This window comes from Pseudomonas sp. HB05 (assembly GCF_016756915.1).
GTDB classification, from domain to species: domain Bacteria; phylum Pseudomonadota; class Gammaproteobacteria; order Pseudomonadales; family Pseudomonadaceae; genus Aquipseudomonas; species Aquipseudomonas alvandae.
This window is the reverse complement of the sequence record NZ_JAESPG010000028.1, coordinates 70,725-93,716: the sequence shown is the minus strand read 5'-3', so window position 1 is coordinate 93,716 and position 22,992 is coordinate 70,725. Positions and strand designations below refer to the sequence as shown.

22 protein-coding genes are annotated in these 22,992 nt (G+C 63.0%); 17 read left to right on the top strand and 5 right to left on the bottom strand.

What is annotated here, in order from left to right; genetic code table 11:
- Window positions 1–83: 83 nt before the first annotated feature.
- Window positions 84–1,028 (bottom strand): SphA family protein, encoded by a 945-nt coding sequence (locus tag JMN22_RS22010; protein ID WP_030137945.1) that lies wholly within the window; start codon window positions 1,026–1,028, stop codon window positions 84–86.
- 204 nt (window positions 1,029–1,232) lie between these two features.
- Here JMN22_RS22010 and JMN22_RS22005 point away from each other — a divergent pair, with 204 nt between their 5' ends.
- From JMN22_RS22005 to JMN22_RS21935, 15 genes are all read left to right on the top strand, one after another.
- Window positions 1,233–2,276, top strand: a complete 1,044-nt coding sequence (locus JMN22_RS22005; RefSeq protein ID WP_198798143.1) for an AraC family transcriptional regulator — start codon at window positions 1,233–1,235, stop codon at window positions 2,274–2,276.
- Window positions 2,277–2,360: 84 nt separating this feature from the next.
- Window positions 2,361–3,113, top strand: a complete 753-nt coding sequence (locus JMN22_RS22000) for a GntR family transcriptional regulator (RefSeq protein ID WP_198798142.1) — start codon at window positions 2,361–2,363, stop codon at window positions 3,111–3,113.
- Window positions 3,110–4,849: a fumarate reductase/succinate dehydrogenase flavoprotein subunit gene (locus tag JMN22_RS21995; RefSeq protein ID WP_198798141.1), complete on the top strand. Its 1,740-nt coding sequence runs from the start codon at window positions 3,110–3,112 to the stop codon at window positions 4,847–4,849. Before JMN22_RS22000 ends, JMN22_RS21995 begins: the two co-directional genes overlap by 4 nt.
- 24 nt (window positions 4,850–4,873) lie before the next feature.
- Entirely contained in the window at window positions 4,874–5,119 is a 246-nt protein-coding gene (locus JMN22_RS21990) for a 4Fe-4S dicluster domain-containing protein (RefSeq protein WP_003180418.1), read from the top strand.
- 250 nt (window positions 5,120–5,369) lie between these two features.
- Window positions 5,370–6,776 (top strand): ABC transporter substrate-binding protein, encoded by a 1,407-nt coding sequence (locus JMN22_RS21985; RefSeq protein WP_198798140.1) that lies wholly within the window; start codon window positions 5,370–5,372, stop codon window positions 6,774–6,776.
- 127 nt (window positions 6,777–6,903) lie between these two features.
- The gene (locus JMN22_RS21980; RefSeq protein ID WP_198798139.1) at window positions 6,904–7,686 is read left to right on the top strand and encodes an ABC transporter permease subunit; all 783 of its coding nucleotides are present in this window, start codon (window positions 6,904–6,906) and stop codon (window positions 7,684–7,686) included.
- Entirely contained in the window at window positions 7,686–8,534 is an 849-nt protein-coding gene (locus tag JMN22_RS21975) for an ABC transporter ATP-binding protein (protein WP_198798138.1), read from the top strand. Before JMN22_RS21980 ends, JMN22_RS21975 begins: the two co-directional genes overlap by 1 nt.
- Complete coding sequence (locus tag JMN22_RS21970) at window positions 8,531–9,493, top strand: HEAT repeat domain-containing protein (RefSeq protein WP_198798137.1); 963 nt, start codon at window positions 8,531–8,533, stop codon at window positions 9,491–9,493. The genes JMN22_RS21975 and JMN22_RS21970 overlap by 4 nt, the downstream gene beginning before the upstream one ends.
- Window positions 9,490–9,762 (top strand): gamma-butyrobetaine hydroxylase-like domain-containing protein, encoded by a 273-nt coding sequence (locus JMN22_RS21965; protein ID WP_198798136.1) that lies wholly within the window; start codon window positions 9,490–9,492, stop codon window positions 9,760–9,762. The genes JMN22_RS21970 and JMN22_RS21965 overlap by 4 nt, the downstream gene beginning before the upstream one ends.
- Before the next feature lie 273 nt (window positions 9,763–10,035).
- Entirely contained in the window at window positions 10,036–10,653 is a 618-nt protein-coding gene (gene lexA / locus JMN22_RS21960; RefSeq protein WP_030137954.1) for a transcriptional repressor LexA, read from the top strand.
- The gene (imuA, locus tag JMN22_RS21955; RefSeq protein WP_198798135.1) at window positions 10,653–11,276 is read left to right on the top strand and encodes a translesion DNA synthesis-associated protein ImuA; all 624 of its coding nucleotides are present in this window, start codon (window positions 10,653–10,655) and stop codon (window positions 11,274–11,276) included. Before lexA ends, imuA begins: the two co-directional genes overlap by 1 nt.
- A 7-nt stretch (window positions 11,277–11,283) precedes the next feature.
- Window positions 11,284–12,705, top strand: coding sequence for a Y-family DNA polymerase (locus tag JMN22_RS21950; protein ID WP_198798134.1), 1,422 nt, complete (start codon window positions 11,284–11,286; stop codon window positions 12,703–12,705).
- Window positions 12,681–15,779: an error-prone DNA polymerase gene (locus JMN22_RS21945; RefSeq protein WP_198798133.1), complete on the top strand. Its 3,099-nt coding sequence runs from the start codon at window positions 12,681–12,683 to the stop codon at window positions 15,777–15,779. Before JMN22_RS21950 ends, JMN22_RS21945 begins: the two co-directional genes overlap by 25 nt.
- 267 nt (window positions 15,780–16,046) lie before the next feature.
- Window positions 16,047–18,158 carry an ATP-binding protein gene (locus tag JMN22_RS21940; RefSeq protein WP_198798132.1) on the top strand — a complete coding sequence of 704 codons (2,112 nt, stop codon included), beginning with the start codon at window positions 16,047–16,049 and terminating at the stop codon, window positions 18,156–18,158.
- A gap of 96 nt (window positions 18,159–18,254) precedes the next feature.
- Window positions 18,255–18,521, top strand: a complete 267-nt coding sequence (locus JMN22_RS21935) for a hypothetical protein (RefSeq protein WP_030137959.1) — start codon at window positions 18,255–18,257, stop codon at window positions 18,519–18,521.
- A gap of 49 nt (window positions 18,522–18,570) precedes the next feature.
- On the opposite strand, the gene JMN22_RS21930 is transcribed toward JMN22_RS21935, so the two are convergent.
- Window positions 18,571–19,092 carry a DUF4142 domain-containing protein gene (locus tag JMN22_RS21930; protein ID WP_030137960.1) on the bottom strand — a complete coding sequence of 174 codons (522 nt, stop codon included), beginning with the start codon at window positions 19,090–19,092 and terminating at the stop codon, window positions 18,571–18,573.
- Between the two features lie 216 nt (window positions 19,093–19,308).
- On the opposite strand from JMN22_RS21930, the gene JMN22_RS21925 reads away from it, so the two are divergent.
- Entirely contained in the window at window positions 19,309–19,542 is a 234-nt protein-coding gene (locus JMN22_RS21925) for a YdcH family protein (protein WP_030137961.1), read from the top strand.
- A gap of 81 nt (window positions 19,543–19,623) precedes the next feature.
- Here the strand turns inward: JMN22_RS21925 and JMN22_RS21920 are convergent, their stop codons facing one another.
- The 3 genes from JMN22_RS21920 to JMN22_RS21910 all read right to left on the bottom strand — a co-directional run bounded on the left by JMN22_RS21920 (window position 19,624) and on the right by JMN22_RS21910 (window position 21,670).
- Window positions 19,624–20,487 carry a LysR family transcriptional regulator gene (locus tag JMN22_RS21920; protein ID WP_198798131.1) on the bottom strand — a complete coding sequence of 288 codons (864 nt, stop codon included), beginning with the start codon at window positions 20,485–20,487 and terminating at the stop codon, window positions 19,624–19,626.
- Between the two features lie 106 nt (window positions 20,488–20,593).
- Window positions 20,594–20,908, bottom strand: coding sequence for an SCP2 sterol-binding domain-containing protein (locus JMN22_RS21915; RefSeq protein WP_030137963.1), 315 nt, complete (start codon window positions 20,906–20,908; stop codon window positions 20,594–20,596).
- A 51-nt stretch (window positions 20,909–20,959) separates the two neighbouring features.
- On the bottom strand, window positions 20,960–21,670 hold the full coding sequence (locus JMN22_RS21910) for a histidine phosphatase family protein (protein WP_030137964.1): 711 nt from the start codon (window positions 21,668–21,670) through the stop codon (window positions 20,960–20,962).
- A 225-nt stretch (window positions 21,671–21,895) separates the two neighbouring features.
- On the opposite strand from JMN22_RS21910, the gene sohB reads away from it, so the two are divergent.
- On the top strand, window positions 21,896–22,927 hold the full coding sequence (gene sohB / locus JMN22_RS21905) for a protease SohB (RefSeq protein WP_030137965.1): 1,032 nt from the start codon (window positions 21,896–21,898) through the stop codon (window positions 22,925–22,927).
- The last annotated feature ends 65 nt before the right edge of the window (window positions 22,928–22,992 follow it).

Genomic DNA, 22,992 nt, shown 5'->3' with positions numbered 1-22,992 from the left:
CGGTGTGTCAGCTTGCAGAAATATCCGCAGTGCTGCCGCCTTCGCGAGCAAGCTCGCTCCCACAATGGTCATGGGCCGGCCGCTTAAAACGCAAACGGAATACTGATCTTCGCCCAGAGCATCTCGCCTTCGGGGCGGTTCTCCACGTCGAATTCCTTGGCCCAGCGAATCTCGGCGCTGGCGTATTTGAAGAAGGTCACGTGCAGCGCCGGGCCGATGGCGAACACCTCGCCGCGCACGCCGTCGTCCACGTCCTGCCCGGCGAATTGCACGGTGCGGCCGTACTGTTTGTCGTCGGTGGTTTGTTTCAGGTAGTAGCCGTTGAGGCCCACCGTCACGTTATCGTTCAGCCGGTAGCTGGCGGAATAATCGAAGTGGAAAATCTGCCCCGAGCGGTAATCGGTGTCCTTGTTTTCGCGGTTGAAGCTGTAGGTGGTTTTCATCGACAGCTCGGTGTTGTCCGTGGGCAGCCAGGTGAAGGAAAACAGTGGTTTGTAGGTGTAGAAATTATTGCTGGTGTTGGCCAGTCGATCGGCATCGTATTCACCGGTCGGCACGGTGATTTCCACCGCGGCGGCCAGTGTCAGGTGCTTGCCCATGTCCCAGAGGATGATGGGCGAAATGGTCGTGTCGCCCATGCTTTCGCGCGTATCACTCAGGCCGAATGCGGCGACCTCCTGCTTGAGCCAGGGCTGCGCGACATAGATGCCCAGTCGCCCGCCGGCCACTCGCAGCGGGCTCAGGTAGTCGATGCGCGGGATCACCGCCGTGGATTCGATTTCGACGCCCGGCACTTCGCCGCCCAGTGAGCTGATGTTGAATTTTCGGGCCTTGTAGTGGTTGTAGTAGAGGTTGAACGCAACCATGTGGTCCGGAAGGCTATCGACCTCCAGCGGCAGCACATAGAAGCCATCGGTGCCGGTGCCGATGTTGTCGACGCCGGACTCGGTGGCCAGGGCCGGCAAGGCGTTGGCGCAAGCCAGGCCCAAGGTCAATTGCAAGGTGAATCGCGTGCGGATCGGGTTCATGGAGGGGCTCGTTATTATTGTTGGAAACGCACCAAGGGTCCGAGCCATAGAAATAAGCCGTTCGCCGCCGCCAGGGCAGGGTATTGGCGGCCATTGAGGGGACTTGCGCGGCCAGATTCCAGTCCCCCTCTATTCGCCGGGTCATGCTAACGTCTAGAAACAGACTGTTACAAAGCGTTCTCCTATCCGCCTTGGAATCCGCCCATGCAGATGAAAGTCATCGATCCCACGTTCGAGCTGGCGCTGGTATCGCCGTTCCTGTTGCAGACCCTTGCCGATGTGGTGGCGGACAAGGGCTTCGATGCGGCGATCCTGTGTCGAGGCCTGGGGTTCGGCCTCGATGACCTGCAAGACCCAACCCATCGCATTTCCCATCGCCAGGCCGTGGTCATGATCCAGCGGGCGCTCAAGTTGTTACCCGACCAGGGGCTGGGGTTGTGGGTCGGCGACCGCAACGTGCTGGGCACCCTGGGTTTGCTGGGACACGTATTGTCATTGTGCGAGACCTTGCGCGACGTCTTCGCCCTGGGGGTGCGCTACCAGCGCACTACCGGCGGCATCGCGCAGATCAGCGCCGAAGAAGCCGGCGACCGGATCACGGTCGAGGCGACGTGCCAACTGCCCTTTGCTGACGTTCAGGTGTTTGCGGTCGAAGAATTCTTCGCCAGTGTGTTGGTCTATGGCCGGGCGCTGGCGGCGTCCGACTTCAAGCCACAGGCAGTGGAATTCATGCACGCCGCGCCTTCCTATGCGGGCGAGTACCAGCGGATCTTCGGGTCGGTCGTGCGCTTTGGCTGCCGGCAGAACCGCATGCTGATCGATGCTGGCTGGCTGGAGGTGCGCCTGCCCAACCATCATCCGCTGGCCCTGCGCCAGGCACTGGCCTTGCTGGAGCAGGAGGCCAGCGAAGTCCACCAGAAAATCGACCTGATCCAGGCCGTGGAACGGGCGATTGCCCGGGACCTGGGCCGTGGCAGCCATATCGATAAAATCGCCAGCGACCTGAACATGAGCAGCCGTACCTTGCGCCGGCGCCTGACCGAGCACAACCTGACCTTCGAAGCGTTGCTCGAACAAGTTCGTCGTGGCCGGACCTTGAACCTGCTGGCCAATCCCGAGCTGTCCATTGAGCGCATCACCGAGGAAGTCGGCTACAGCGATGTGCGCAGTTTCCGCCGGGCGTTCCGACGCTGGACCGGCATGAGCCCGAGCGCGTTTCGCAATGAGAGCGCCGACGCTCGGCTCTAAGGTTATGTCCAAACAGTATTTCTCAAGTCTTACGGGCTTTCCCTAAGATCACGTCATAACTCGTTATGACAAGTGAAGGAAGCCATGCCCGACAACGTTCTTTCCCTCGACAGCGTGCCGCTGCACACCCAACTGCGCGACGTGCTGCGTGCACGCATCCTCGACGGTGAATACCCCCAGGGCAGCCAGATGCCGTCGGAAAGCGAGCTCGGCGCGTTGTTCCGCGTCAGCCGCATCACCGTTCGCCAAGCCTTGGGCGACCTGCAAAAGGAAGGGCTGATCTTCAAGATCCATGGCAAAGGCACCTTCGTCGCCAAGCCCAAGACCTTCCAGAACGTCAGCACCCTCCAGGGTCTGGCCGAGTCCATGACCGGGCGCGGTTTCGAGGTGATCAACCGCCTGCGCAGCTTCAAGTTCATGGCGGCGGACAAGTCAGTGGCCGAGCGCCTGAAACTGGCGGAAGGGGACGTGGTGGCGCAGATCAAGCGGGTGCGGCTGATCAACCGCGAGCCGGTGTCCCTGGAGATCACCTACCTGCCCAAGGCGCTCGGCGAGCGCCTTGAAAAAGCCGACCTGGTCACCCGCGATATTTTCTTGATCCTGGAAAACGATTGCGGCCTGGCCCTCGGTCATGCGGACCTGGCCATCGATGCGGTGCTGGCCGACAGCGACCTGTGCCAGGCCCTGGAGGTCGAGGCCGGATCGCCGGTCATGCGCATCGAGCGCCTGACCCACGGCGCCGATGGGCAACCACTGGATTTCGAATACCTCTACTACCGCGGCGATGCCTTCCAGTACCGCTTGCGGATCGACCGGCAAAAAGGGACACAGGCATGACCCAAGGCTTTAGAAATACCCTCGAGCAGGAATACGACATCGTCATCATCGGCGGTGGCACCGCTGGCCCCATGGCCGCGATCAAGGCCAAGGAACGCAACCGGGATCTGCGCGTGTTGCTGGTGGACAAGGCCAACGTCAAGCGCAGCGGCGCCATCAGCATGGGCATGGACGGGCTTAACAACGCGATCATCCCGGGGCACTCGACGCCTGAGCAATACACCAAGGAAATCACTATTGCCAACGACGGCATCGTCAACCAGGCGGCGGTGTACGCCTACGCGACCCACAGCTTCGAAACGATCGAGCAATTGGACCGTTGGGGCGTGAAGTTCGAGAAGGACGAAACCGGCGACTACGCGGTGAAAAAGGTTCATCACATGGGCGCCTACGTGCTACCGATGCCGGAAGGGCACGACATCAAGAAGGTGCTGTATCGCCAACTGAAACGGGCGCGAGTGAGCATCACCAATCGGTTGGTCTGCACCCGGTTGCTGACCGACGAGGACGGCGCGGTGAATGGTGTGATGGGCTTCGATTGCCGCACCGCCGACTTTCATGTGATCAAGGCCAAGGCGGTCATTCTCTGCTGCGGCGCGGCGGGACGCTTGGGGCTGCCGGCCTCCGGCTACCTGATGGGCACCTATGAGAACCCGACCAATGCCGGTGATGGTTATGCCATGGCCTACCATGCCGGCGCCGAGCTGGCGAACCTGGAATGCTTCCAGATCAACCCGTTGATCAAGGATTACAACGGCCCGGCGTGCGCCTATGTCACCGGCCCCCTCGGCGGCTATACCGCCAACAACAAGGGCGAGCGTTTCATCGAGTGCGACTACTGGAGCGGGCAAATGATGTGGGAGTTCCACCAGGAACTCGAAGGTGGCAACGGTCCGGTGTTCCTCAAGCTCGATCACCTGGCCGAGGAAACCATCCAGAACATCGAAGAGATCCTGCACAGCAATGAGCGGCCCAGCCGCGGGCAGTTCCACGCCAACCGTGGCACCGACTACCGCACGCAGATGGTCGAGATGCACATCTCCGAAATCGGTTTTTGCAGCGGTCATTCGGCCTCGGGCGTTTGGGTCAACGAGCGGGCGGAAACCTCGGTCAAGGGCCTGTACTCGGCGGGCGACATGGCGGCGGTGCCGCACAACTACATGCTCGGTGCGTTCACCTATGGCTGGTTTGCCGGCAACAACGCCGCCGATTTTGTGGCAGGCAAGGATTTCTCGGCGCTGGATGCCGGGCAGATCGAGCGGGAGAGGGCGCGTGTCTACGCGCCGCTTGAGCGCGAGCATGGCCTGCCGCCAGCCCAGGTGGAATACAAGCTGCGCCGCTTCGTCAACGATTACCTGCAACCGCCGAAGGTCACGAAAAAAATGCAGATCGGCCTGCAACGCTTCAGCGATATCCAGCGCGACCTGGACCAGATCAAGGCCCATAGCGCCCACGAATTGATGCGCGCCATGGAAGTCAGCGTGATCCGCGACTGCGCCGAAATGGCCGCCCGGGCCTCGTTGTTTCGCGCGGAAAGCCGTTGGGGGCTGTACCACTATCGAGTCGATCACCCGCAGCGCAACGACAGCGACTGGTTCTGCCATTGCCATTTGAAGAAAGGCGAGGACGGCACGATGACCTCGTTCAAGAAAGCCGTCGAGCCCTACATCATCGCCCTCGATGCCGACGAGCTGCAGGCCTACGACCGGCTGCGGGTCGGTGCCGACGCGGCGTGAACCCATCACCCAAAGAGAACGCTCATGGCCTATCAACCCCAGGAAATCTTCTTTCGCTCCAATGCCCCCGTCACCGTGGACGAGGACAAATGCATCGCCCACAAGGGCTGCACGGTGTGCGTCGACGTATGCCCCATGGACCTGCTGGCGATCAACCCGGCAACCCAGAAGGCCTACATGGCGTTCGATGAATGCTGGTATTGCATGCCCTGTGAAAAGGACTGCCCGACGGGGGCGGTGAAAGTCGAGATTCCGTACCTGTTGCGTTGACCGATAGGACGCCTTCGCGAGCAGGCTCGCTCCCACAGGGGATCGAAGCCAGTCGCAGTGCTTATGTACACCGTTAAAACCTGTGGGAGCGAGCCTGCTCGCGAAGGCGTTCCGACGAAGAGGCCACCACAGACACCACAAAAGCCATCCGGCACCCCCGGACGCATTCTTCAAAACACCCCTCGTTTCCCACCGCGCCCTGATCGCGGCGGAGACGAAAAACCAATAAATGATTCGAGGGGATATACCCATGTTATTGCGTGCAGCACTGGCCGGTCTGGTACTGGCTTCATTGACCCTGCCTGCCCAGGCAGACACCATCCGCATCGCCATCGGCACCCAGGACACCACCATCAACTGCGCCGCAGGCGGGTTGCTGATCCGGGAGCTGGGGCTGTTGGACAAGTACTTGCCCCACGATGGCGCGTACAAGGATGCCCACTACGACATCCAGTGGAAAAACTTCACCAGCGGCGCGCCACTGACCAACGAGATGGTCGCCGGCAAACTGGACTTCGGCGCCATGGCCGATTTCCCGGGTGCTTTCAACGGCGTGGCGTTCGAGACTGCCGGCAAGCACAGCCTGTTCATCAGCGTGCTGTCGGGCAGCACCCAGGGCAGCGGCAACGGCATCGTCGTGCCCAGTGCCTCGGGTGTACAGTCCCTGGCCGAGCTCAAGGGCAAGACGATTTCCGTGCCATTCGCTTCCACCGCCCATGGCATGTTGCTGCGCGCCGTCGCGGCCCAGGGCTGGGATCCGCTCCAGGATGTGAACATCATCGCCCAGCCGCCGGAGGTCGCCGGCTCGGCGTTGCAGGCCGGCAAGATTGATGCGCATGCCGACTTCGTGCCCTTCGCCGAGCTGTTCCCCAGCCGTGGCTTCGCCCGCAAGATCTATGACGGTGCCCAGGCAAAGACGCCGACATTCCATGGCGCGCTGGTGGACCAGGCCTATGCCAGGAAGTACCCGGAAATCGTCGTTGCCTACTTGCGTGCAACCATCGAAGCCAATCAGTTGCTGGCCGCCGAGCCGGAGAAGTACAGCGAGCTGATCGCCAAGGTCACCGGGGTGGATGCCGAGGTCAATTATCTGTTCCACGGGCCGCTGGGCGTGCAGACCCGCGACTTGACCTGGAAACCGGAATACCGCCAGGCCGTCGGCACCGCCATCGACACCCTCAAGCTGCTGAAGAAGGCCGATCGGGGGCTGGACCTCAACACATTCATCGATGACCAGTACATCCGCGCCGCCTTCAAGGCATCGAACCTCGATTACACCGCGCAACTGGGCAACTACGCCCAGACGTCCATCGGCACGCCCGACGCCTTGACCGGCCAGGCCATCACCGATGCCCGCCATGTGGCCGAGATCTGGGTGCGCGGCGAGCCGAAAGTGCGTCATTACGCCTCGGCGCAGTCAGCCTTCAGCGCACTGGCAAGCCTCAAGCAGGAAGGCAAGGGCATCCGCGCCGTCTACGCCCAGGCCAGCGACAGCGGGATCAAGCTGTTGGCCGAGCAGGCGTGGTTTGCCAGTGATGGCAAGGGCCAGCTCAGCGCGTTCCTGTTGAAAGGGCAGGCCGAGCAGTTTGCCACGGCCCAGGGCGGCAAGGTCCTGGACTTCACCGAGGCGACGACCCAGTCGGTTGCTGCCCGCTGACTTGCAAATAACCTGTGGGAGCGAGCTTGCTCGCGATGGCGGTGTGTCAGTCATATCAACTTCAACTGATCTGACGCCATCGCGAGCAAACTCGCTCCCACAAGGATTCCACTCCGGAGGAAGATTTGTGTACCCATCATCCAAACGCTGGCTCCTGCGAGCCGCTTCCTTGCTGCTCTGCCTGCTGTTCTGGCAACTCGCCGCCGCCGGCCACTGGGACCTTGGCCTGGTGACCTTCGCCAACGTCCCGACCCCACTGGCGGTGGTCCAGGCCGCACTTGGCCTGGGCGAGTCGGGCAATCTCGTGCGGCATCTGGGCAGCAGCCTGGGCCGGGTCTTCGCCGGGTATGGCGCTGCGCTGTTGATTGGCGTGGCGCTGGGCCTGGCCATCGGTCGGTCACGCTGGGCCGAAGATCTGTTGCTGCCACCGCTTGAAGTGCTGCGGCCGATCCCGGCGGTGGCCTGGATTCCGTTGGCGATCCTGATGTTTCCCTCGTCGGAGTTGTCGATGGTCTTCATCACCTTCACCGGCGCGCTGTTCCCGATCCTGCTCAACACCGTGCACGGCGTCGAAGGGGTGGACCGGCGGTTGATCGCCTCGGCAAAAAGCCTCGGCGCCGGACGCCAGGCCATCCTGCTGGAAGTGATTCTGCCGGGGGCCGCGCCGAGCATCATCACCGGCCTCGCCATCGGCATGGGCACTTCCTGGTTCTGCCTGGTGACGGCGGAAATGATCGCTGGCCAGTACGGCATCGGTTACTACACCTGGGCGTCCTACACCGTGCAGAACTACCCGGACATCGTGGTCGGCATGTTGCTGATCGGCGTGCTGGGCATGGGTAGCAGTTTGTTGATCAAGCGCCTGGGCGGGCTGTCCACGCCTTGGCATCGACCCGGAGGAAAAGCCTGATGAGTGCGATGCAAACGCTGGAAGGACGGATCGACATCCGCCAGTTGTCCATTGTCCTGGGGCAGGGCGCCCAGGCCTTCGAAGCGGTGCAGGGGCTCGATTGCCAGATCGAGGCGGGCCAGTTCGTCTGCATCCTGGGGCCGTCCGGTTGCGGCAAATCCACCTTGCTCGGCGCCCTCGCCGGGCACCTGCAACCGAGCACGGGCACGTTGAAGGTGGACGCGGTGCCGGTCGTTGGCCCGTCGCCCCAGCGCGGCATGGTATTCCAGCAACACACCTTGTTTCCGTGGCGCAGCGTGCGCGACAACGTCGCCTTCGGCCTGAAGATGCGTGGCCTGGGCAAGCTCGAACGGCACCGGGCTGCCGACGAAATCCTTGCGCTGGTGGGCCTGGAGGGGTTTGCCGGGCACTGGCCCGATCAGCTCTCCGGCGGCATGCAGCAGCGGGTGGAGATTGCCCGGGTGCTGGTCAACCGTCCGCGCCTGTTGCTGATGGATGAACCCTTTGGCGCGCTGGATGCCCTGACGCGCTTGAACATGCAGGAGCTGCTGCTGGACATCTGGACGCGGATTCGCACCACCGTGGTGTTCGTCACCCACGACATCGACGAAGCGCTGTTCCTGGCCGATCGCTTGCTGGTGATGAGCCCGCGCCCGGGTCGGATCATCGAGGACCTGCGCCTGGACTTTCCCCGTCCACGGACGACTGAGTTGGTCACCCGCCCTCAATTCGCCCGATTGAAGCGCCACTGCCTCGAACTGCTGCGTCATGAAGACGGCCAGCAACTGCCACGCCTCAATCCCCTTGGGCTGCCTCCTGAAACCTCCTTGCCGCGATTTGCCCTATGACCTCTCTATTTGAAAACACCGACAACGACGACATCCTTGCCCTGCAACCGCGCCTGACCGACGACGACGCCGGCGTGCGCCGTATCGCGCTGATCGAACTGGCCGACCTCGAAGAGCCCGAAGGCCTGCTGTGGCTGGTGGATCGCCTGGCACATGACCCCAGCGCCGAGGTGCGGGCCGAAGCCGCGAGATTGCTCGAAGCCTGGGAGGACGCGCCGGTGGTCACGGCCTTGTGCGAGGCCTTGACCGATCCATCCTCGACCGTGCAAGCCGCGGCTGCCCAGAGCCTGAGCCTGCTCAAGAGCGAGGCGGCAGGAAGGGTGATCCTGCCTTGGACGGCGCATGTGGATGCCAGCGTGCGCATCGCCGCATTCCGGGCCTTGCGCGAGTTGCGTCTGGGGGACGCCGCGCCAGCCGCGCTCGCCGCGCTGGCTGACCCCGAGGCCGGCGTGCGTCGCGAGGCGGTTGGCGTGCTCGGCTGGCTCAAGCACCTCGACGCCTTGCCGGCCCTGGCGCGGCTGGCCAGTGATGATCCGGAGAGCGAAGTGCGCCGTGCGGCCACCGGTGCCCTCGGCCTGGCCTCGGATGCTCAAGTCTTGCCGGCGCTGCGCCAGGCCTTGCGGGACCCGGCCTGGACGGTGCGCGAAGAAGCCGCCACCACACTGGGCAAGGTCGGCCACACCGATGCCGGCCCGGCCCTGATCGAGGCGCTGGCAGATGATTATTGGCAAGTGCGTCTGCGGGCGACTCGTAGCCTGGGTCGCTTGCGTTACGCCCCGGCACTGGCGGCCTTGATCGAGACCCTGGCTCATCGCATCAGTAACCTGCGCAAGGAGGCGGCCCTGGCGTTGGGCGAGTTGAACGATCCTGATGCCATCCCGGCGTTGCAAGCCGCCCAGGACGATGGCGATCCGGAGGTACGCAAGGCTGTGCGCATTGCCTTGGGCCAATTGCAATGAGCCCGCTGACGATTGGCAATTCCCGGGAGAAGGGGCTGTTGCGGCTGAGTTGGCCTGATGGGCGTGAACAACGGCTGGACCATGCCGAGTTGCGCCGTCGGTGCCCCTGCTCGCGGTGCCGGGCGTTTCGCCTGCAAGGATTGGCCGTTCAGGTGGATTCGCGGGTTCGGGTGGTTGAGGTCAATAGCCAGGGCTATGGGGTGCAGTTGGTCTTCAGTGATGGGCATGAGCGGGGGATTTTTCCCTGGGAATACCTGGCGGGGTTGTAGCTTTGTGCCCATCCCTTGTGGGAGCGAGCTTGCTCGCGATGACGTCAGTACATTCAACCTTTTTGCAAGCTGATCCACCGCCATCGCGAGCGAGCTCGCTCCCACAGGGATACGCTGGTTACTTGAGCAATCGGTGACCCGTGGCGAGGGAGCTTGCTCCCGCTGGGCTGCGTCAGCAGCCCCAAAATCATTCAACACGGTTAATTTGGTTTTGCGCAGTCAACCCGTGAACTGACTGGCGGCGCTTGTCAGAAAAACCATGGAAGAGTACAAATGTACTCCATGACGACTCTCACTCCCCGCCGCACCGCCATCCTGACCTTCATCCGCGAACGCATCGCCGAGCAGGGCCAGTCTCCCAGCCTCGCTGAAATCAGCGAGGCGTTTGGTTTCGCCTCTCGCAGCGTGGCGCGCAAGCATGTGCTGGCGTTGACCGAAGCCGGCTTCATCGAGGTCAATCCGCACCAGGCCCGGGGCATTCGGCTGTTGAACCAGCCGCCGCGTCCCGAGTTGCTGGACGTGCCGGTGCTGGGACGGGTGGCCGCCGGGCTGCCGATCGGGGCTGATGCCGAAGTCCACAGCCGTCTGTTGCTGGACCCGGCGATTTTCACCAAGGCGCCGGATTACCTGCTGCGCGTCCAAGGCGATTCGATGATCGAGGACGGCATCCTCGACGGCGATCTGGTGGGTGTACAACGCACGCCCCAGGCCGCCAACGGGCAGATCGTCGTGGCGCGCCTGGACGGTGAAGTGACCATCAAGCGTTTCGAGCGAGTCGGCGAGCGCGTACGCCTGTTGCCCCGCAACCCGGCCTATCAGCCAATCATCGTCGAAGCCGACCAGGACCTGGCGATAGAAGGTGTGTTCTGTGGCCTGGTGAGGCAAGGCTGATGGGCGCCGTCGTTGCGTTGGACACGCTGTTCAATGGCGGCCAGGTCTGGAAGGGCCGGCCTGCGCCACCGGCCGCCAGTCCGCAGCCCACCGGCCATGCGGCGTTGGACGCGGCATTGCCCAGCGGCGGTTGGCCGGAAGCGGCGTTGACGGAAATCCTCATCGGCGCGCCGGGCGTGGGCGAGTTGCAACTGGTGTGGCCGACCCTGGCGCGGTTGTCCGCGGCGGGGGAGCGGATCGTGTTGGTGGCGCCGCCGTTCGTGCCCTATCCCCAGGCCTGGCGAAATGCAGGGGTGGACGTGCGCCAGTTGTCGATCATCCAGGCCGATCCACGGGAGGCCTTGTGGGCCACCGAGCAATGCCTGCGTTCGGGCAGTTGCGGCGCGGTGTTGTGCTGGCCGCGCCAGGCGGACGACCGGGCCTTGCGCCGTTTGCAGGTCGCCGCGGAGACCGGCCAGACCCTGGCGTTCGCCTGGCGCTCGATCCAGGAAGCCATCAACCCGTCCCCGGCTGCCTTGCGTATTGCCATCGATGCCCGGCCTGCGCAATTGCGGGTGCTCAAGTCCCGCGGCGGACTGGCCCGTTCGGCGCCGATCGCTTTTCCCACGCTCACAGGGCATTGAGGTTGCGATGCGCTGGGTCTGTATTTTATTCCCGCAATTGGCGCTGGACGCCGCGCTGCGCCAGCGCCCCGATCCCGACGAGCCCCTGGCGCTGCTGACCGGCCCGGCCCAGCGGCGGGTGCTGCAAGCGGTCAACGAACCGGCCCGCGCCTTGGGCCTGCGCCCCGGCCAGACCATGACCGCCGCCCAGGCCTTGAGCAAAGGGTTCGCCACGACCGAGTACGACGCGACGCAGATCAACTATTGGCAACAGTTCCTCGCGGCCTGGGCCTACCGCTTCAGTTCCCAGGTCAGCGTGCATTACCCGCGCACGGTGGTGTTCGAGATCGAATCGAGCCTGGGACTGTTCGGGCCCTGGCCAGTGTTCGAGGCGCGGTTGCGGGCCGAACTGACTGAACTGGGCTTTCGCCATCGCATCGTCGCCGCCCCCAACCCCGTGGCGGCGCGGACACTGGCCAATGCCTACGACGCCCTGGTGGTACCCGATAACGAAACCTTGCAAGCGTACCTGGGGCACATGCCAGTGGACCGGGTCGGCCTGGCGCCCGAGGTTGCCACGGCCTTGTCGCGCATGGGCCTGCGCCAGCTCAGCCAAGTCCAGGCCTTGCCCCGGCACACTTTGGCGCGGCGCTTCGAAGCCGACATGCTCAAGCACCTCGACGCGCTGGTGGGCAGCCGTACCCTGGCGCTGTCGTTCTACCTGCCGCCGGACCGTTTCGATGTGCGCATCGAACTCAATTACGACGTGCAATCCCACCAGGCCTTGCTGTTTCCGCTGCGCCGATTGACCGGTGATCTGTCGGCTTACTTGTGTGGGCGTGACAGCGGCGTACAGCGTTTTGATTTGCACCTGGAGCACGCCGGCTTGCCGGACACGGTCATCAAGGTCGGCCTGCTCAGCGCCGAGCGGGATGCTTCGATGCTGTTCGAGCTGGCCCGTGGCCGTCTCGAGCAGGTGCAGGTCGAGGCGCCCGTGCGCGGTTTTCGCTTGTGTGCCGAAGACCTGCCGAGCTTCGTGCCCCAGCGCCTGGAGTTGTTCGATGAACGTCCCCAGCAGTCCTTGCCCTGGGAACAGCTACGCGAACGGTTGCGGGCGCGCCTCGGCGACGAAGCCGTGCAAGGGTTGGGGTTTGGCGACGATCATCGACCCGAATGCGCGTGGCAGATGAAACCCCAGCCGCAACCACAGATGTGTCCGCTGCGCGATGATATCCAGCGTCCCGGCTGGCTGCTCGGCGAACCCCAGGTTTTGCCCGAAGGCCAGGCGCGAATCCTCATGGGCCCGGAGCGCATCGAGTCCGGCTGGTGGGATGGGGCCGACGTGCGCCGCGACTACTACCTGATCGAAACCCGCGCCGGCCAACGCGGCTGGGCCTATCGACCGGTGGGCGAGGGCGGGCCGTTGTGGCTGCAAGGCTGGTTCGCATGAACATCGAATACGCCGAGCTGCATTGCCTGTCGAACTTCAGTTTCCAGCGCGGTGCCTCCAGCGCCCTGGAACTCTGTCGTCGTGCCAAACAGCAGGGCTATCGGGCCCTGGCGATCACCGATGAATGCACCCTGGCCGGCATCGTCCGGGCCTGGCAGGCGGCCAGGGAGCTGGAGCTGCAACTGATCGTCGGCAGCGAAATCCAGGTCGAGGACGGTCCGAAGCTGGTGCTGTTGGTGGAAAACCTTGAGGGTTATCAAGCCTTGTGCGGACTGATCACCCGTGCCCGGCGCCGTAGCGAGAAGGGCCGATATCGCATCGTCCGGGAAGACTTCGACAAGCCGCTGCCAGGACTACTCGCGCTGTGGGTGCCCGATGGCAAGGAGCCCGAGGCGCAAGGGCGCTGGCTCCAACAGGTATTCAACGCGCGCCTGTGGCTGGCCGTGCAGTTGCATTGCGGGCAGGACGATCGGCGGCGACTGGCGGACTTGCTCGCATTGGCCGAACGCCTGGGCCTTCCGGCCGTCGCCACGGGGGATGTGCACATGCATGTGCGGGGACGTCGCGCCTTGCAAGACACCATGACCGCCATCCGCCACCACGTCACCGTGGCCGAGGCTGGTCAGCGCCTTCACCCCAACGGCGAACGCCATTTGCGCAGCCTTGAGGCCCTGGCCGATCTCTATCCTCGCGCCTTGCTCGATGAAACCCTGGAGATCGCCCGGCGCTGCACGTTCGACCTCGGTCAGTTGCGTTATGAATACCCGCGTGAACTGGTGCCCGAGGGCCACGATCCGACATCCTGGTTGCGGGAACTGACCGAGCGCGGCATGCGCGAGCGGTGGAAGGGCGGAGTGAAGGAGAAGGTGCGGGCGCAGATCGAAAACGAATTGGCGCTGATTGCCGAGCTGGGCTACGACAGTTATTTCCTCACCGTGCAGGACATCGTCAGCTTCGCCCGCAGCCGCCACATCCTCTGCCAGGGCCGGGGCTCGGCGGCCAACTCGGCGGTGTGCTACGCCCTGGGCATTACTGAAATCGACCCGGCCCGGACGGACATGCTGTTCGAACGCTTCCTGTCCCGCGAGCGCAATGAGCCGCCAGACATCGACGTCGATTTCGAACACGAGCGTCGCGAAGAAGTCCTGCAGTACGTGTTCCAGCGCTACGGCCGGCATCGCGCGGCATTGACGGCGGTGGTCAGCAGCTACCACGGCGCCGGGGCGGTGCGCGACGTGGCCAAGGCCTTGGGCCTGCCGCCGGACCAGGTCAATGCACTGGCCGATTGCTGCGGGCGCTGGAGCGATGAAGCGCCGCCGCTGGAGCGCCTGCGCGAAGGCGGTTTCGACCCCGAAAGCCCGGTGCTGCGCCGGGTGTTGAGCCTGACCCAGCAACTGATCGGTTTTCCCCGGCACCTGTCCCAGCACCCTGGCGGCTTCGTGATTTCCCAGCAACCCCTGGACACCCTGGTGCCGGTGGAAAACGCCGCGATGGCCGAGCGCACCATCATCCAGTGGGACAAGGACGACCTCGATGCGGTCGGGCTGCTCAAGGTGGACATCCTGGCGCTGGGCATGCTCAGCGCGATCCGCCGTTGTTTCGACCTGGTCGCGCATTACCGGGGCGTGCGGCATACCCTGGCGTCGTTGCCCAAGGACGATCGCGCGACATTCGAGATGATCAGCCGCGCCGACACCATCGGCGTGTTCCAGATCGAATCCCGTGCGCAGATGGCGATGTTGCCCCGCCTCAAGCCCAAGGATTACTACGACCTGGTGATCGAAGTGGCCATCGTGCGGCCGGGCCCGATCCAGGGCGGGATGGTGCATCCGTACCTGCGGCGGCGCAATGAGGAAGAGGAGATCACTTACCCATCGCCGGAATTGAAAGAAGTGCTGGGCCGGACCCTAGGCATTCCGTTGTTCCAGGAACAGGTGATGCAGATCGCCATTGTCGCGGCGGACTACACGCCTGGCGAAGCGGATCAATTGCGTCGCTCCATGGCCGCCTGGAAACGCCACGGCGGGCTTGAGCCACATCGCGAGCGCCTGGCAGAAGGCATGAAGAACAACGGTTACACGCCCGAATTCGCCGCGCAGATCTTCGAACAGATCAAGGGCTTCGGCAATTACGGCTTTCCTGAGTCCCACGCCGCCAGTTTCGCCTTGCTGACCTACGCCAGCAGTTGGCTCAAATGCCACGAGCCGGCGGCGTTCGCCTGCGCCCTGATCAACAGCTGGCCCATGGGTTTCTACAGCCCGGACCAGATCCTCCAGGACGCCCGCCGGCATCAGTTGCAGATCCGTCCGGTGGACGTGCGGGCCAGCGACTGGGAATGCAGCCTGGAACCGCTGGAAGGCCGGCAACCGGCGATTCGCATGGGCTTGCGCCTGATCAAGGGGTTTCGCGAGGACGATGCCCGGCGTATCGAAGCGGCGCGCAGGGAGCGGGCTTTCAGCGATGTGGCCGACCTGGGCGAGCGGGCTCGTCTCGACGCCAGGGCCATGGAGCAATTGGCCGACGCCGATGCCTTGCGCGGCCTGGCCGGCGATCGCCATCGCGCCCGCTGGGAAATCGCTGGCGTGGAAAAACAATTGGGCTTGTTCGCGGGCCTGCCCAGCCAGGAAGAACCCACCGTGGCCTTGCCGACACCCACTGTGGGGGAAACCCTGTTTGCCGACTACGCCACCCTGGGCACCACGTTGGGGCCTCATCCGTTGGCGTTGCTGCGCTCCGAATTGCGCGCCCGGCGCTGCCGCAGCTCGCGGGAATTGCAAACCGTCGAACATGGCCGCAACGTCAGCGTCGCCGGGTTGGTCACCGGCCGCCAGCGCCCGGGCACGGCCAGCGGCGTGACCTTTGTCACCCTGGAAGACGAATTCGGCAACCTCAACGTGGTGGTCTGGCGCGACTTGGCCGAACGCCAGCGCAAGGTCCTGGTGGGCTCGCAATTGCTCAGGGTGGATGGGCGCTGGGAGAGTGTCGGCGAGGTCCGCCATCTCATCGCCGGGCGCCTGAGCGATTTGAGCGAGTTGCTGGCGGGCATCCATGTGCGCAGCCGGGATTTCCGCTAGACCTGTGGTTGAAATCTGTGGCGAGGGGATTTATCCCCGCTGGGCTGCGCAGCAGACCCATTAAGACGTATAGCTAACTAGCTGACACCTCTACGGTGCTTGGTTTGGGGGCGCTTCGCACCCCAGCGGGGATAAATCCCCTCGCCACAAAGGGTTGGCGTCGTCAGTCTGCATGAAACCAATTGCCAACCCCGTGCTCGAAGCACTAGCACAAGGGACTTGTGGTATGCCGATTCCCTGCTGGTAGTTTGAGGTGAGAGTCGTCCCATGAAGTTCTTATCCCAGAGTAACGGGTGTCCCGGTTGGGACGGAGAAATGGCCCGGCGCATCCGGGCGCACGATTGGAGTCGCACCGAACTGGGTGCGATCGAGCACTGGTCTGCCAGCCTGCGCAGCGCGGTCCAGGTGATGCTGGCGTCGCCCTTGCCAATGGTCATGTTGTGGGGGCGCCAGGGCTTCATGATCTACAACGACGCCTACGCCGAATTTGCCGGTGGTCGCCATCCGTACCTGCTGGGGCGTGCGGTGGAAATGGGATGGCCGGAGGTGGCCGAGTTCAATCGCCATGTATTGGACGTGTGCCTCGCCGGCGGCACCTTGTCCTACCGCAGCAAGGAACTGGTGCTGCTGCGCGACGGCAAGCCCGAAGACGTCTGGATGGACCTCTACTACAGCCCGGTGCCCGACGATGACCAATCGCCGGCCGGCGTGTTGGCGATCGTGGTGGAAACCACCGAGCTGGTGCTGAGCGAGCGGGCCCGGCAAGAGGCCGAGCGCAGCTATCGCGCGGTCAATGAGCGCATCCAGTTGGCGCTTTCGGCGGGGCCGTTGCTAGGGTCGTTTGTCTGGGACATCGAGGCCGATCGGCTGTCTGGCGACGAGCGTTTCGCCCGTACCTTTGGCTATCCGCCCGAGTGCCCGCTGGAGGCACTGCCCATCGACATCGCTCGCCAGCGCATCCATCCCGACGACATCGACGACGTCGAGCAACGGGTCGACCTGACCCTGCGCACGGGCGTTCCCTACACCGCTGAATACCGTTTGCGTCGTGGCGAGGGCGATTACCTTTGGGTGCTGGCCAGCGGTCGATGCGAGTTCGATGCATTGGGCAAGCCCCTGCGTTTTCCCGGCGTGCTGATCGACATCAACGAGCGCAAGACCGCCGAAGCGTCGCTGCTCAAGTTCACCCGCGACCTGGAGCAGCGCGTCGATAATGAGGTCCAGGCGCGCTTGGCGGCTGAAGAACAGTTGCGCCAATCGCAGAAACTCGAAGCCATCGGCGGGCTCACTGGCGGCGTCGCCCATGACTTCAACAACCTGCTCCAAGTGATTGCCGGCAACCTGCATTTGCTGGCTCGCCACGAGCCTGACAATCCCAATGTGCAACGGCGGGTCGGCGCGTCCATCGAAGCGGTGGAGCGGGGCGCCAAGCTGTCATCGCAGTTGCTGGCTTTCGCTCGTCGCCAGCCGCTGTCGCCGGCGGTGTACAACCCGCGACGCATCTACGATGGCCTGGGCGAATTGCTGCAACGGGCGCTGGGGGAAACCATCCGGATCGAGGTGTCGTTGCCCCCGGAGCCGTGGTGCATCCATGTCGATCGCAACCAGTTGGAAAACGCCCTGCTGAATTTGGCGATCAACGCGCGCGATGCCATGGGGGGCGAAGGCGTCATCAGCATGGTCGGGGAAAATATTGCCCTGGACGAGTCGTCCTGCGTTGGCAAAGGTGTCGTGGCCGGTGATTACGTACGGTTGTCGGTGATCGATCATGGCACCGGCATGGCGCCTGAGGTGTTGAACCAGGTGTTCGAACCGTTCTTTACCACCAAGACCGATGGCCAGGGCACCGGGCTCGGATTGAGCATGGTGTTCGGGTTCGTCAAGCAGAGTGGCGGGCATATCGAGATTGCCAGTCACCCGGGGGAAGGCACGCAAGTGCATATGTATTTCCCCCGCAGCCATAAGCCTGAATCCCCGGAACAGGCGCACCCGCGCACGCTCCAGCCCGGCCTGGAGGAAACGATCCTGGTGGTCGAGGACAACGATGACGTGCGCGCGGCGTCGGTGGAGTTGTTGGAGCAGTTCGGTTATCGAACCCTGACCGCCGCCAACGGCGACGAGGCCATGAAGTTGTTGCTCGACGGCGTCTCGGTGGACCTGATCTTCACCGATGTGGTCATGCCCGGCCTGATCAAGAGCTCTGACTTGGCGGCCTGGGCCAAGGTGCAGACCCCGCCGGTGCCGGTCCTGTTCACGTCGGGACATACCCGCGACATCATCTCGCGTAACCACCAGTTGAGCCCCGATACGCATTTGTTGAGCAAGCCGTACAGCCCGGATGCGCTGGCGCGGATGGTCAGCTCAGTGCTGGAAGAATGAGCCCGACGCGGCAAAAGAATGGAACCCAAGTCGTCGTCCGGCCTTCGAATAACCAGGGCCGATCACTATTCGGCCTTGTCATGAACGAGGTGTCTAATGAGCGACTCTGCAAATACTCAGCAACAAGGCCAGACGCAAACCCCGTCCTCGCGTAACGATCCGGCTGTCGATCCTCAAGTGGCGAATAACCAGCCTGCCAATTCGGCTGAGACACACGAGGCTCACAGTGCTGCCCGTGAGGTCGATCAGAAGAAACATCATCAGGACAATGACAACACCTACAGCCCGGGTTTCAAGCCGGAACCGGATCGGCCTGGACCGGGTGACAAGACGGATGCCGATATCGACACTGCCGACAGCTGATCAACAAAAAGCCCGACTCGAGAGTCGGGCTTTCTTATTCGATAGGGCGTTATTTACTGGGGTGGGCCGCTTGAAGCTTCTTGGCCATCTCCAGGTGATGCTGCAAGTCCGGCAGCATTTTCTGGGCAAACGCTTTCAGCTCGGTATTGCCAGGTTTCTTGTCGTCAGTAACCGTTTCGGCTTCTTTCTTGAACAGGGCGACGGTTTCTTCGTGAGCCATCACCTGGTTATTCGCATAGGCCGGATCGAAGGACTCGTCGCGCACGTCGAGAATCTTGGCCTTGGCTTTCTTCATCAACGTGGTGTCGTCCGGTACCTCGATGTCATGTTTCTTCGCCAGCGCCTTCAGCTCTTCGTTGGCCTTGGTGTGGTCGGCAATCATCTTGTTGGCGAACTCCTTGATGTCCGCCGATTGGCTTTTCTGCAGGGCCAGCTTGCCTGTTTCGATTTCCGCAATACCGCCGGCCGCCGCGTTGTCGACGAAGTCGTTGGAGGTCGCGGCCCATGCCATGCCCATGCTGCTACTCAGGGCAACAGCCAGGCCGAGTTGACGCAGGGTAAATCTGTCCATAGGTAAGTCTCCACACAGGTTGTACAGGTGTTTCTCTGGGTACTGATCAATGGAGGGGAAAGCGCGGGGGAAGGTTTGATCGAAGCGCGTCGTGGCACGACGAACGGTCACCGCTGGTCGGATTGGCGGTCGACAGAACCCGACCGGCAAGGCCATGCTGATGACAGGCAGTGCCCCGAAAAGCACGTGCCACCGAACTCACGAAGGAGGTGCTCCATGCCGGTGTCCCATGATCTTTGCCAGGATCTGAAGTGCACAGAAGAAGACATCCTGAAAAAGCGCCGGGAGGACGAGAGTCTCGACGCGCTGATCAAACAATACGCCAGGCTTGATGCCGAGGTGGTGAAGGCCGAGAAACCACCTGTGGTTCTTGCTGACGTGGCCCTGGAGACGCTCAAGAAGGAGCGGCTGCAGATCAAGGACCAGATCGCCGCGCTGATGCAAAAGTAGCGATGACGATAATCCGCTAAGCGCTTTTTGTGGCGAGGGAGCTTGCTCCCGCTGGGCCGCGAAGCGGCCCCACCCCATCCATCAACCCAGCGGATCCCAGCGCTGGGACCAATCGCTGCCGGTCTTGACGATATCTCGCAACACCTCGAACGCCTGCTGCAACGCCGCCGAATCCCGGTCCCTGGAATACACCAGGTAGGTCGGGTAATTGAATTCCGGCGCCTTGGGCACTCGCTCCAGAATGCCGCTGTCCAGGTAGCTCTGCACGACCCGGGTGCGGAAATAGCCGCTGCCGCCGTTCTCCAGGATGTACTGCAACGCCAGAGGGCCGAGATTGAAGGTCACGGCGGCCTTGGCCTTGTCCGGTAGCGCCGTGTCGTGCTGGCGGCGGAAGTCGGCGCTCCAGTCGATGTATACGTAGGGTTCGGGGCGAGCGGCCAGGCGCACGAGGATGAGTTTTTCTTCCAGCAACTGCTCCACTTGCAGTCTCGGCCAATACTCGGGCTGGTACACCACCGCGGCATCCAGCAGCCCCAATTCCAATTGCTGCAACAGTTTCTCGCCGTCGCGGATGTCCATGCGCAGGGCATGGCCGGGGATCTTCTGGCGCAGCTCGCCGGCCCAGGCGAGCATTAAGGGATTGCACAAGCTGACCTCGCCACCGAGGTGCAAGACGTTGCGATAGCCCTCGGGCAATGGCAGGTCACGGCGGGCGGCCTCCCAGGTCTGCACGAGCTGGTTGGCGTAGACGACGAAGGCTTCGCCATCGGCAGTCAATCGTGCGCCGGCCCGGTTGCGCACGAACAGTGCGCAGCCAAGCTGGCTTTCGAGCTTCTGTACCCGAGCGGTGATCGCCGTCTGGGTGACGTGCAGCTTTTCCGCCGCAGCGGCGAGGCTGCCGTGGCGGACGATTTCAAGGAAGGTACGGGCGAGGTCGATGTCCATGTTCAGGCCGAGGCGGGTGATGCGGGCATTGTAAGAGTTTCAGGCGAGAAACAAAAAATCCCGCCACGAGGGCGGGATTTGATTACAGCCAGGGCGCGACCCGATCTCAGGACGGGAAGAGCTCGGACAGTTTCATCGCCAGCATCATGTCGCCTTCAGCGCGCAGCTTGCCGCCCATGAACGCTTGCATGCCGTCGGTGCTGCCGTCGACGATGCCTTGCAGGGTTTCGCCGTCCATCACCAGGGTCACCTGGGCGTCCGGGTTTTCACCCTCCTGCAGTTCACAGGTGCTGTCCTTGACGATCAGCGAGAAATTTTTGGTTTCATCGATACGGAAACCGAATACCAGGTCCAGGCCGGCAGCGGCGGCTGGGTTGAACTTGGCTTTCATGGCTTGTACGGCGTCGGCTACGGAGGTCATGGTTTCGATCCTTATTTGGGTGGTACAGCAAGGGTCTACAGTAATCCGGACTCAGCGAAAGGTGATGAGGTCCGGGGCCTTCAGCAGTTGCAGGTGGGCATGGCTGTTGAAGGAAGCCAGGGCCACCTCGCGGCCCCTGAATTTCAGGTGGTTGAGCGAGGTGTTGACGATTTGCCAGTTCAGTTCGAAGGCCTGTTTGGCGGGCATCTGGGTAATCAGGTGGAGCAGGGCGGTGATGGTTCCGCCGGAGGTGAATACGGCGATCTTGTGGGACTTGTCGGCGTTGTCGAGGATCCGGTGCAGGCCGGCCTGGACCCGCTCAACGAAGCCCAGCCAGCTTTCCAGCCCGGGCGGATCATAGCGGCCACTGAGCCAGCGCTCGACGATTAGCGCAAAGATGCGTTGGAATTCGGCGCGGTTCTGCGCAGCGTTGCGCAAGATGTCGAGGGCTTCGGGCTCCTGGGGCAGCATGTCCGGCAGCAAGGCGCGGATCACCGCGTCAGCATCGAATTCGTTGAAGGCAGCGTCGATTTCAAGCTCGGGAACCGGCAGGCCGGCGCCAGCCATCTGGCTCAGCGCGCCGGTGGCGGTGTCCTGCTGGCGACGCAGGTCACCCGAGAGGCAGCGATCGAACACGACACCCAGCTCCGCCAGGTGGCTGCCGAGCACTTGCGCCTGGCGTATGCCATTGGGCGAAAGGACATCGTAGTCGTCCGCACCGAAGGAGGCTTGGCCATGTCGAATCAGATAAATGCTGCCCACGTCCGCGTCATCCCGGTACGTTGAAGGTTTGGCGAGGTTATGAGGATGGCGTTGGCCTGTCAATGAAAAAACATACGCTTGTTTGAAATGACCGTTACAGCCCGTCCTGTCTCAGCCGCGTTACGGTAACGGCGGGTTTCATGGCTGGCAGCGGGGCAAGCGCATGGGTATGCTGGCAGCGTTACGCGCCTGCGTTCAGTGGCGCATTGCATTTAAGGAGTCGCTGTGGAGTTTTTTGTCGAGTACGCCGGTTTCCTGGCCAAGACGGTGACGCTGGTGATCGCCATTCTGGTGGTCATGGCCAGTTTTGCTGCGCTGCGCAGCAAGGGGCGGCGCAGGTCGGCCGGGCAGTTGCAGGTCAGCAAGCTCAACGATTTCTATAAAGGGTTGCGCGAGCGCCTGGAGCAGACATTGCTGGACAAGGACCAGCTCAAGGCCCTGCGCAAGCGCGAAGGCAAGGCTGAAAAAGCCGGGAAGAAACAGAAAGACAAGCCGGCGGCCAAGCCCCGGGTGTTCGTGCTGGATTTCGACGGTGACATCAAGGCCTCCGCCACCGAAAGCCTGCGCCATGAAATCACTGCGCTGCTGACCCTGGCGACCCCGAAGGACGAAGTGGTCCTGCGCCTGGAAAGCGGTGGCGGCATGGTCCACAGCTACGGCCTGGCCTCGTCGCAACTGGCGCGGATCCGCCAGGCCGGCGTGCCGTTGACGGTGTGCATCGACAAGGTGGCGGCCAGCGGCGGCTACATGATGGCGTGCATCGGCGAGAAAATCATCAGCGCTCCGTTCGCCGTCCTGGGTTCCATCGGCGTCGTGGCCCAGTTGCCCAACGTCAATCGCTTGCTGAAGAAGCACGACATCGATTTCGAAGTCCTGACGGCCGGTGAGTACAAGCGAACGCTGACGGTGTTTGGCGAGAACACCGAGAAGGGCCGGGAGAAGTTCCAGGAAGACCTGGACATTACCCATGCGCTGTTCAAGAACTTCGTGTCCAACTACCGCCCGCAACTGGCGATCGACGAAGTGGCCACCGGTGAGGTCTGGCTCGGTGTCGCCGCGCTGGAAAAACGCCTGGTGGACGAGCTCAAGACCAGCGATGAATACCTGGCCGAACGGGCCAAGGGCGCCGAGCTCTATCACCTGCACTACGCCGAACGCAAAAGCCTGCAAGAGCGCATCGGCATGGCGGCCAGCGGTTCGGTGGATCGGGTGTTGCTCAGCTGGTGGAGTCGGTTGACCCAGCAGCGGTTTTGGTAATTCGAGGGCCCACCTTGTGGACTGATGGCTCCAGGTTCACTGCCATCCCCTGTGGGAGCGAGCTT

Bases quoted from the DNA above. Each gene is read 5' to 3' on its own strand.
- JMN22_RS22010 (WP_030137945.1), bottom strand. From the start codon at position 1,028: ATGAACCCGATCCGCACGCGATTCACCTTGCAATTGACCTTGGGCCTG.
- JMN22_RS22005 (WP_198798143.1), top strand. From the start codon at position 1,233: ATGCAGATGAAAGTCATCGATCCCACGTTCGAGCTGGCGCTGGTATCG.
- JMN22_RS22000 (WP_198798142.1), top strand. From the start codon at position 2,361: ATGCCCGACAACGTTCTTTCCCTCGACAGCGTGCCGCTGCACACCCAA.
- JMN22_RS21995 (WP_198798141.1), top strand. From the start codon at position 3,110: ATGACCCAAGGCTTTAGAAATACCCTCGAGCAGGAATACGACATCGTC.
- JMN22_RS21990 (WP_003180418.1), top strand. From the start codon at position 4,874: ATGGCCTATCAACCCCAGGAAATCTTCTTTCGCTCCAATGCCCCCGTC.
- JMN22_RS21985 (WP_198798140.1), top strand. From the start codon at position 5,370: ATGTTATTGCGTGCAGCACTGGCCGGTCTGGTACTGGCTTCATTGACC.
- JMN22_RS21975 (WP_198798138.1), top strand. From the start codon at position 7,686: ATGAGTGCGATGCAAACGCTGGAAGGACGGATCGACATCCGCCAGTTG.
- JMN22_RS21970 (WP_198798137.1), top strand. From the start codon at position 8,531: ATGACCTCTCTATTTGAAAACACCGACAACGACGACATCCTTGCCCTG.
- JMN22_RS21965 (WP_198798136.1), top strand. From the start codon at position 9,490: ATGAGCCCGCTGACGATTGGCAATTCCCGGGAGAAGGGGCTGTTGCGG.
- lexA (WP_030137954.1), top strand. From the start codon at position 10,036: ATGTACTCCATGACGACTCTCACTCCCCGCCGCACCGCCATCCTGACC.
- imuA (WP_198798135.1), top strand. From the start codon at position 10,653: ATGGGCGCCGTCGTTGCGTTGGACACGCTGTTCAATGGCGGCCAGGTC.
- JMN22_RS21950 (WP_198798134.1), top strand. From the start codon at position 11,284: ATGCGCTGGGTCTGTATTTTATTCCCGCAATTGGCGCTGGACGCCGCG.
- JMN22_RS21940 (WP_198798132.1), top strand. From the start codon at position 16,047: ATGAAGTTCTTATCCCAGAGTAACGGGTGTCCCGGTTGGGACGGAGAA.
- JMN22_RS21935 (WP_030137959.1), top strand. From the start codon at position 18,255: ATGAGCGACTCTGCAAATACTCAGCAACAAGGCCAGACGCAAACCCCG.
- JMN22_RS21930 (WP_030137960.1), bottom strand. From the start codon at position 19,092: ATGGACAGATTTACCCTGCGTCAACTCGGCCTGGCTGTTGCCCTGAGT.
- JMN22_RS21925 (WP_030137961.1), top strand. From the start codon at position 19,309: ATGCCGGTGTCCCATGATCTTTGCCAGGATCTGAAGTGCACAGAAGAA.
- JMN22_RS21920 (WP_198798131.1), bottom strand. From the start codon at position 20,487: ATGGACATCGACCTCGCCCGTACCTTCCTTGAAATCGTCCGCCACGGC.
- JMN22_RS21915 (WP_030137963.1), bottom strand. From the start codon at position 20,908: ATGACCTCCGTAGCCGACGCCGTACAAGCCATGAAAGCCAAGTTCAAC.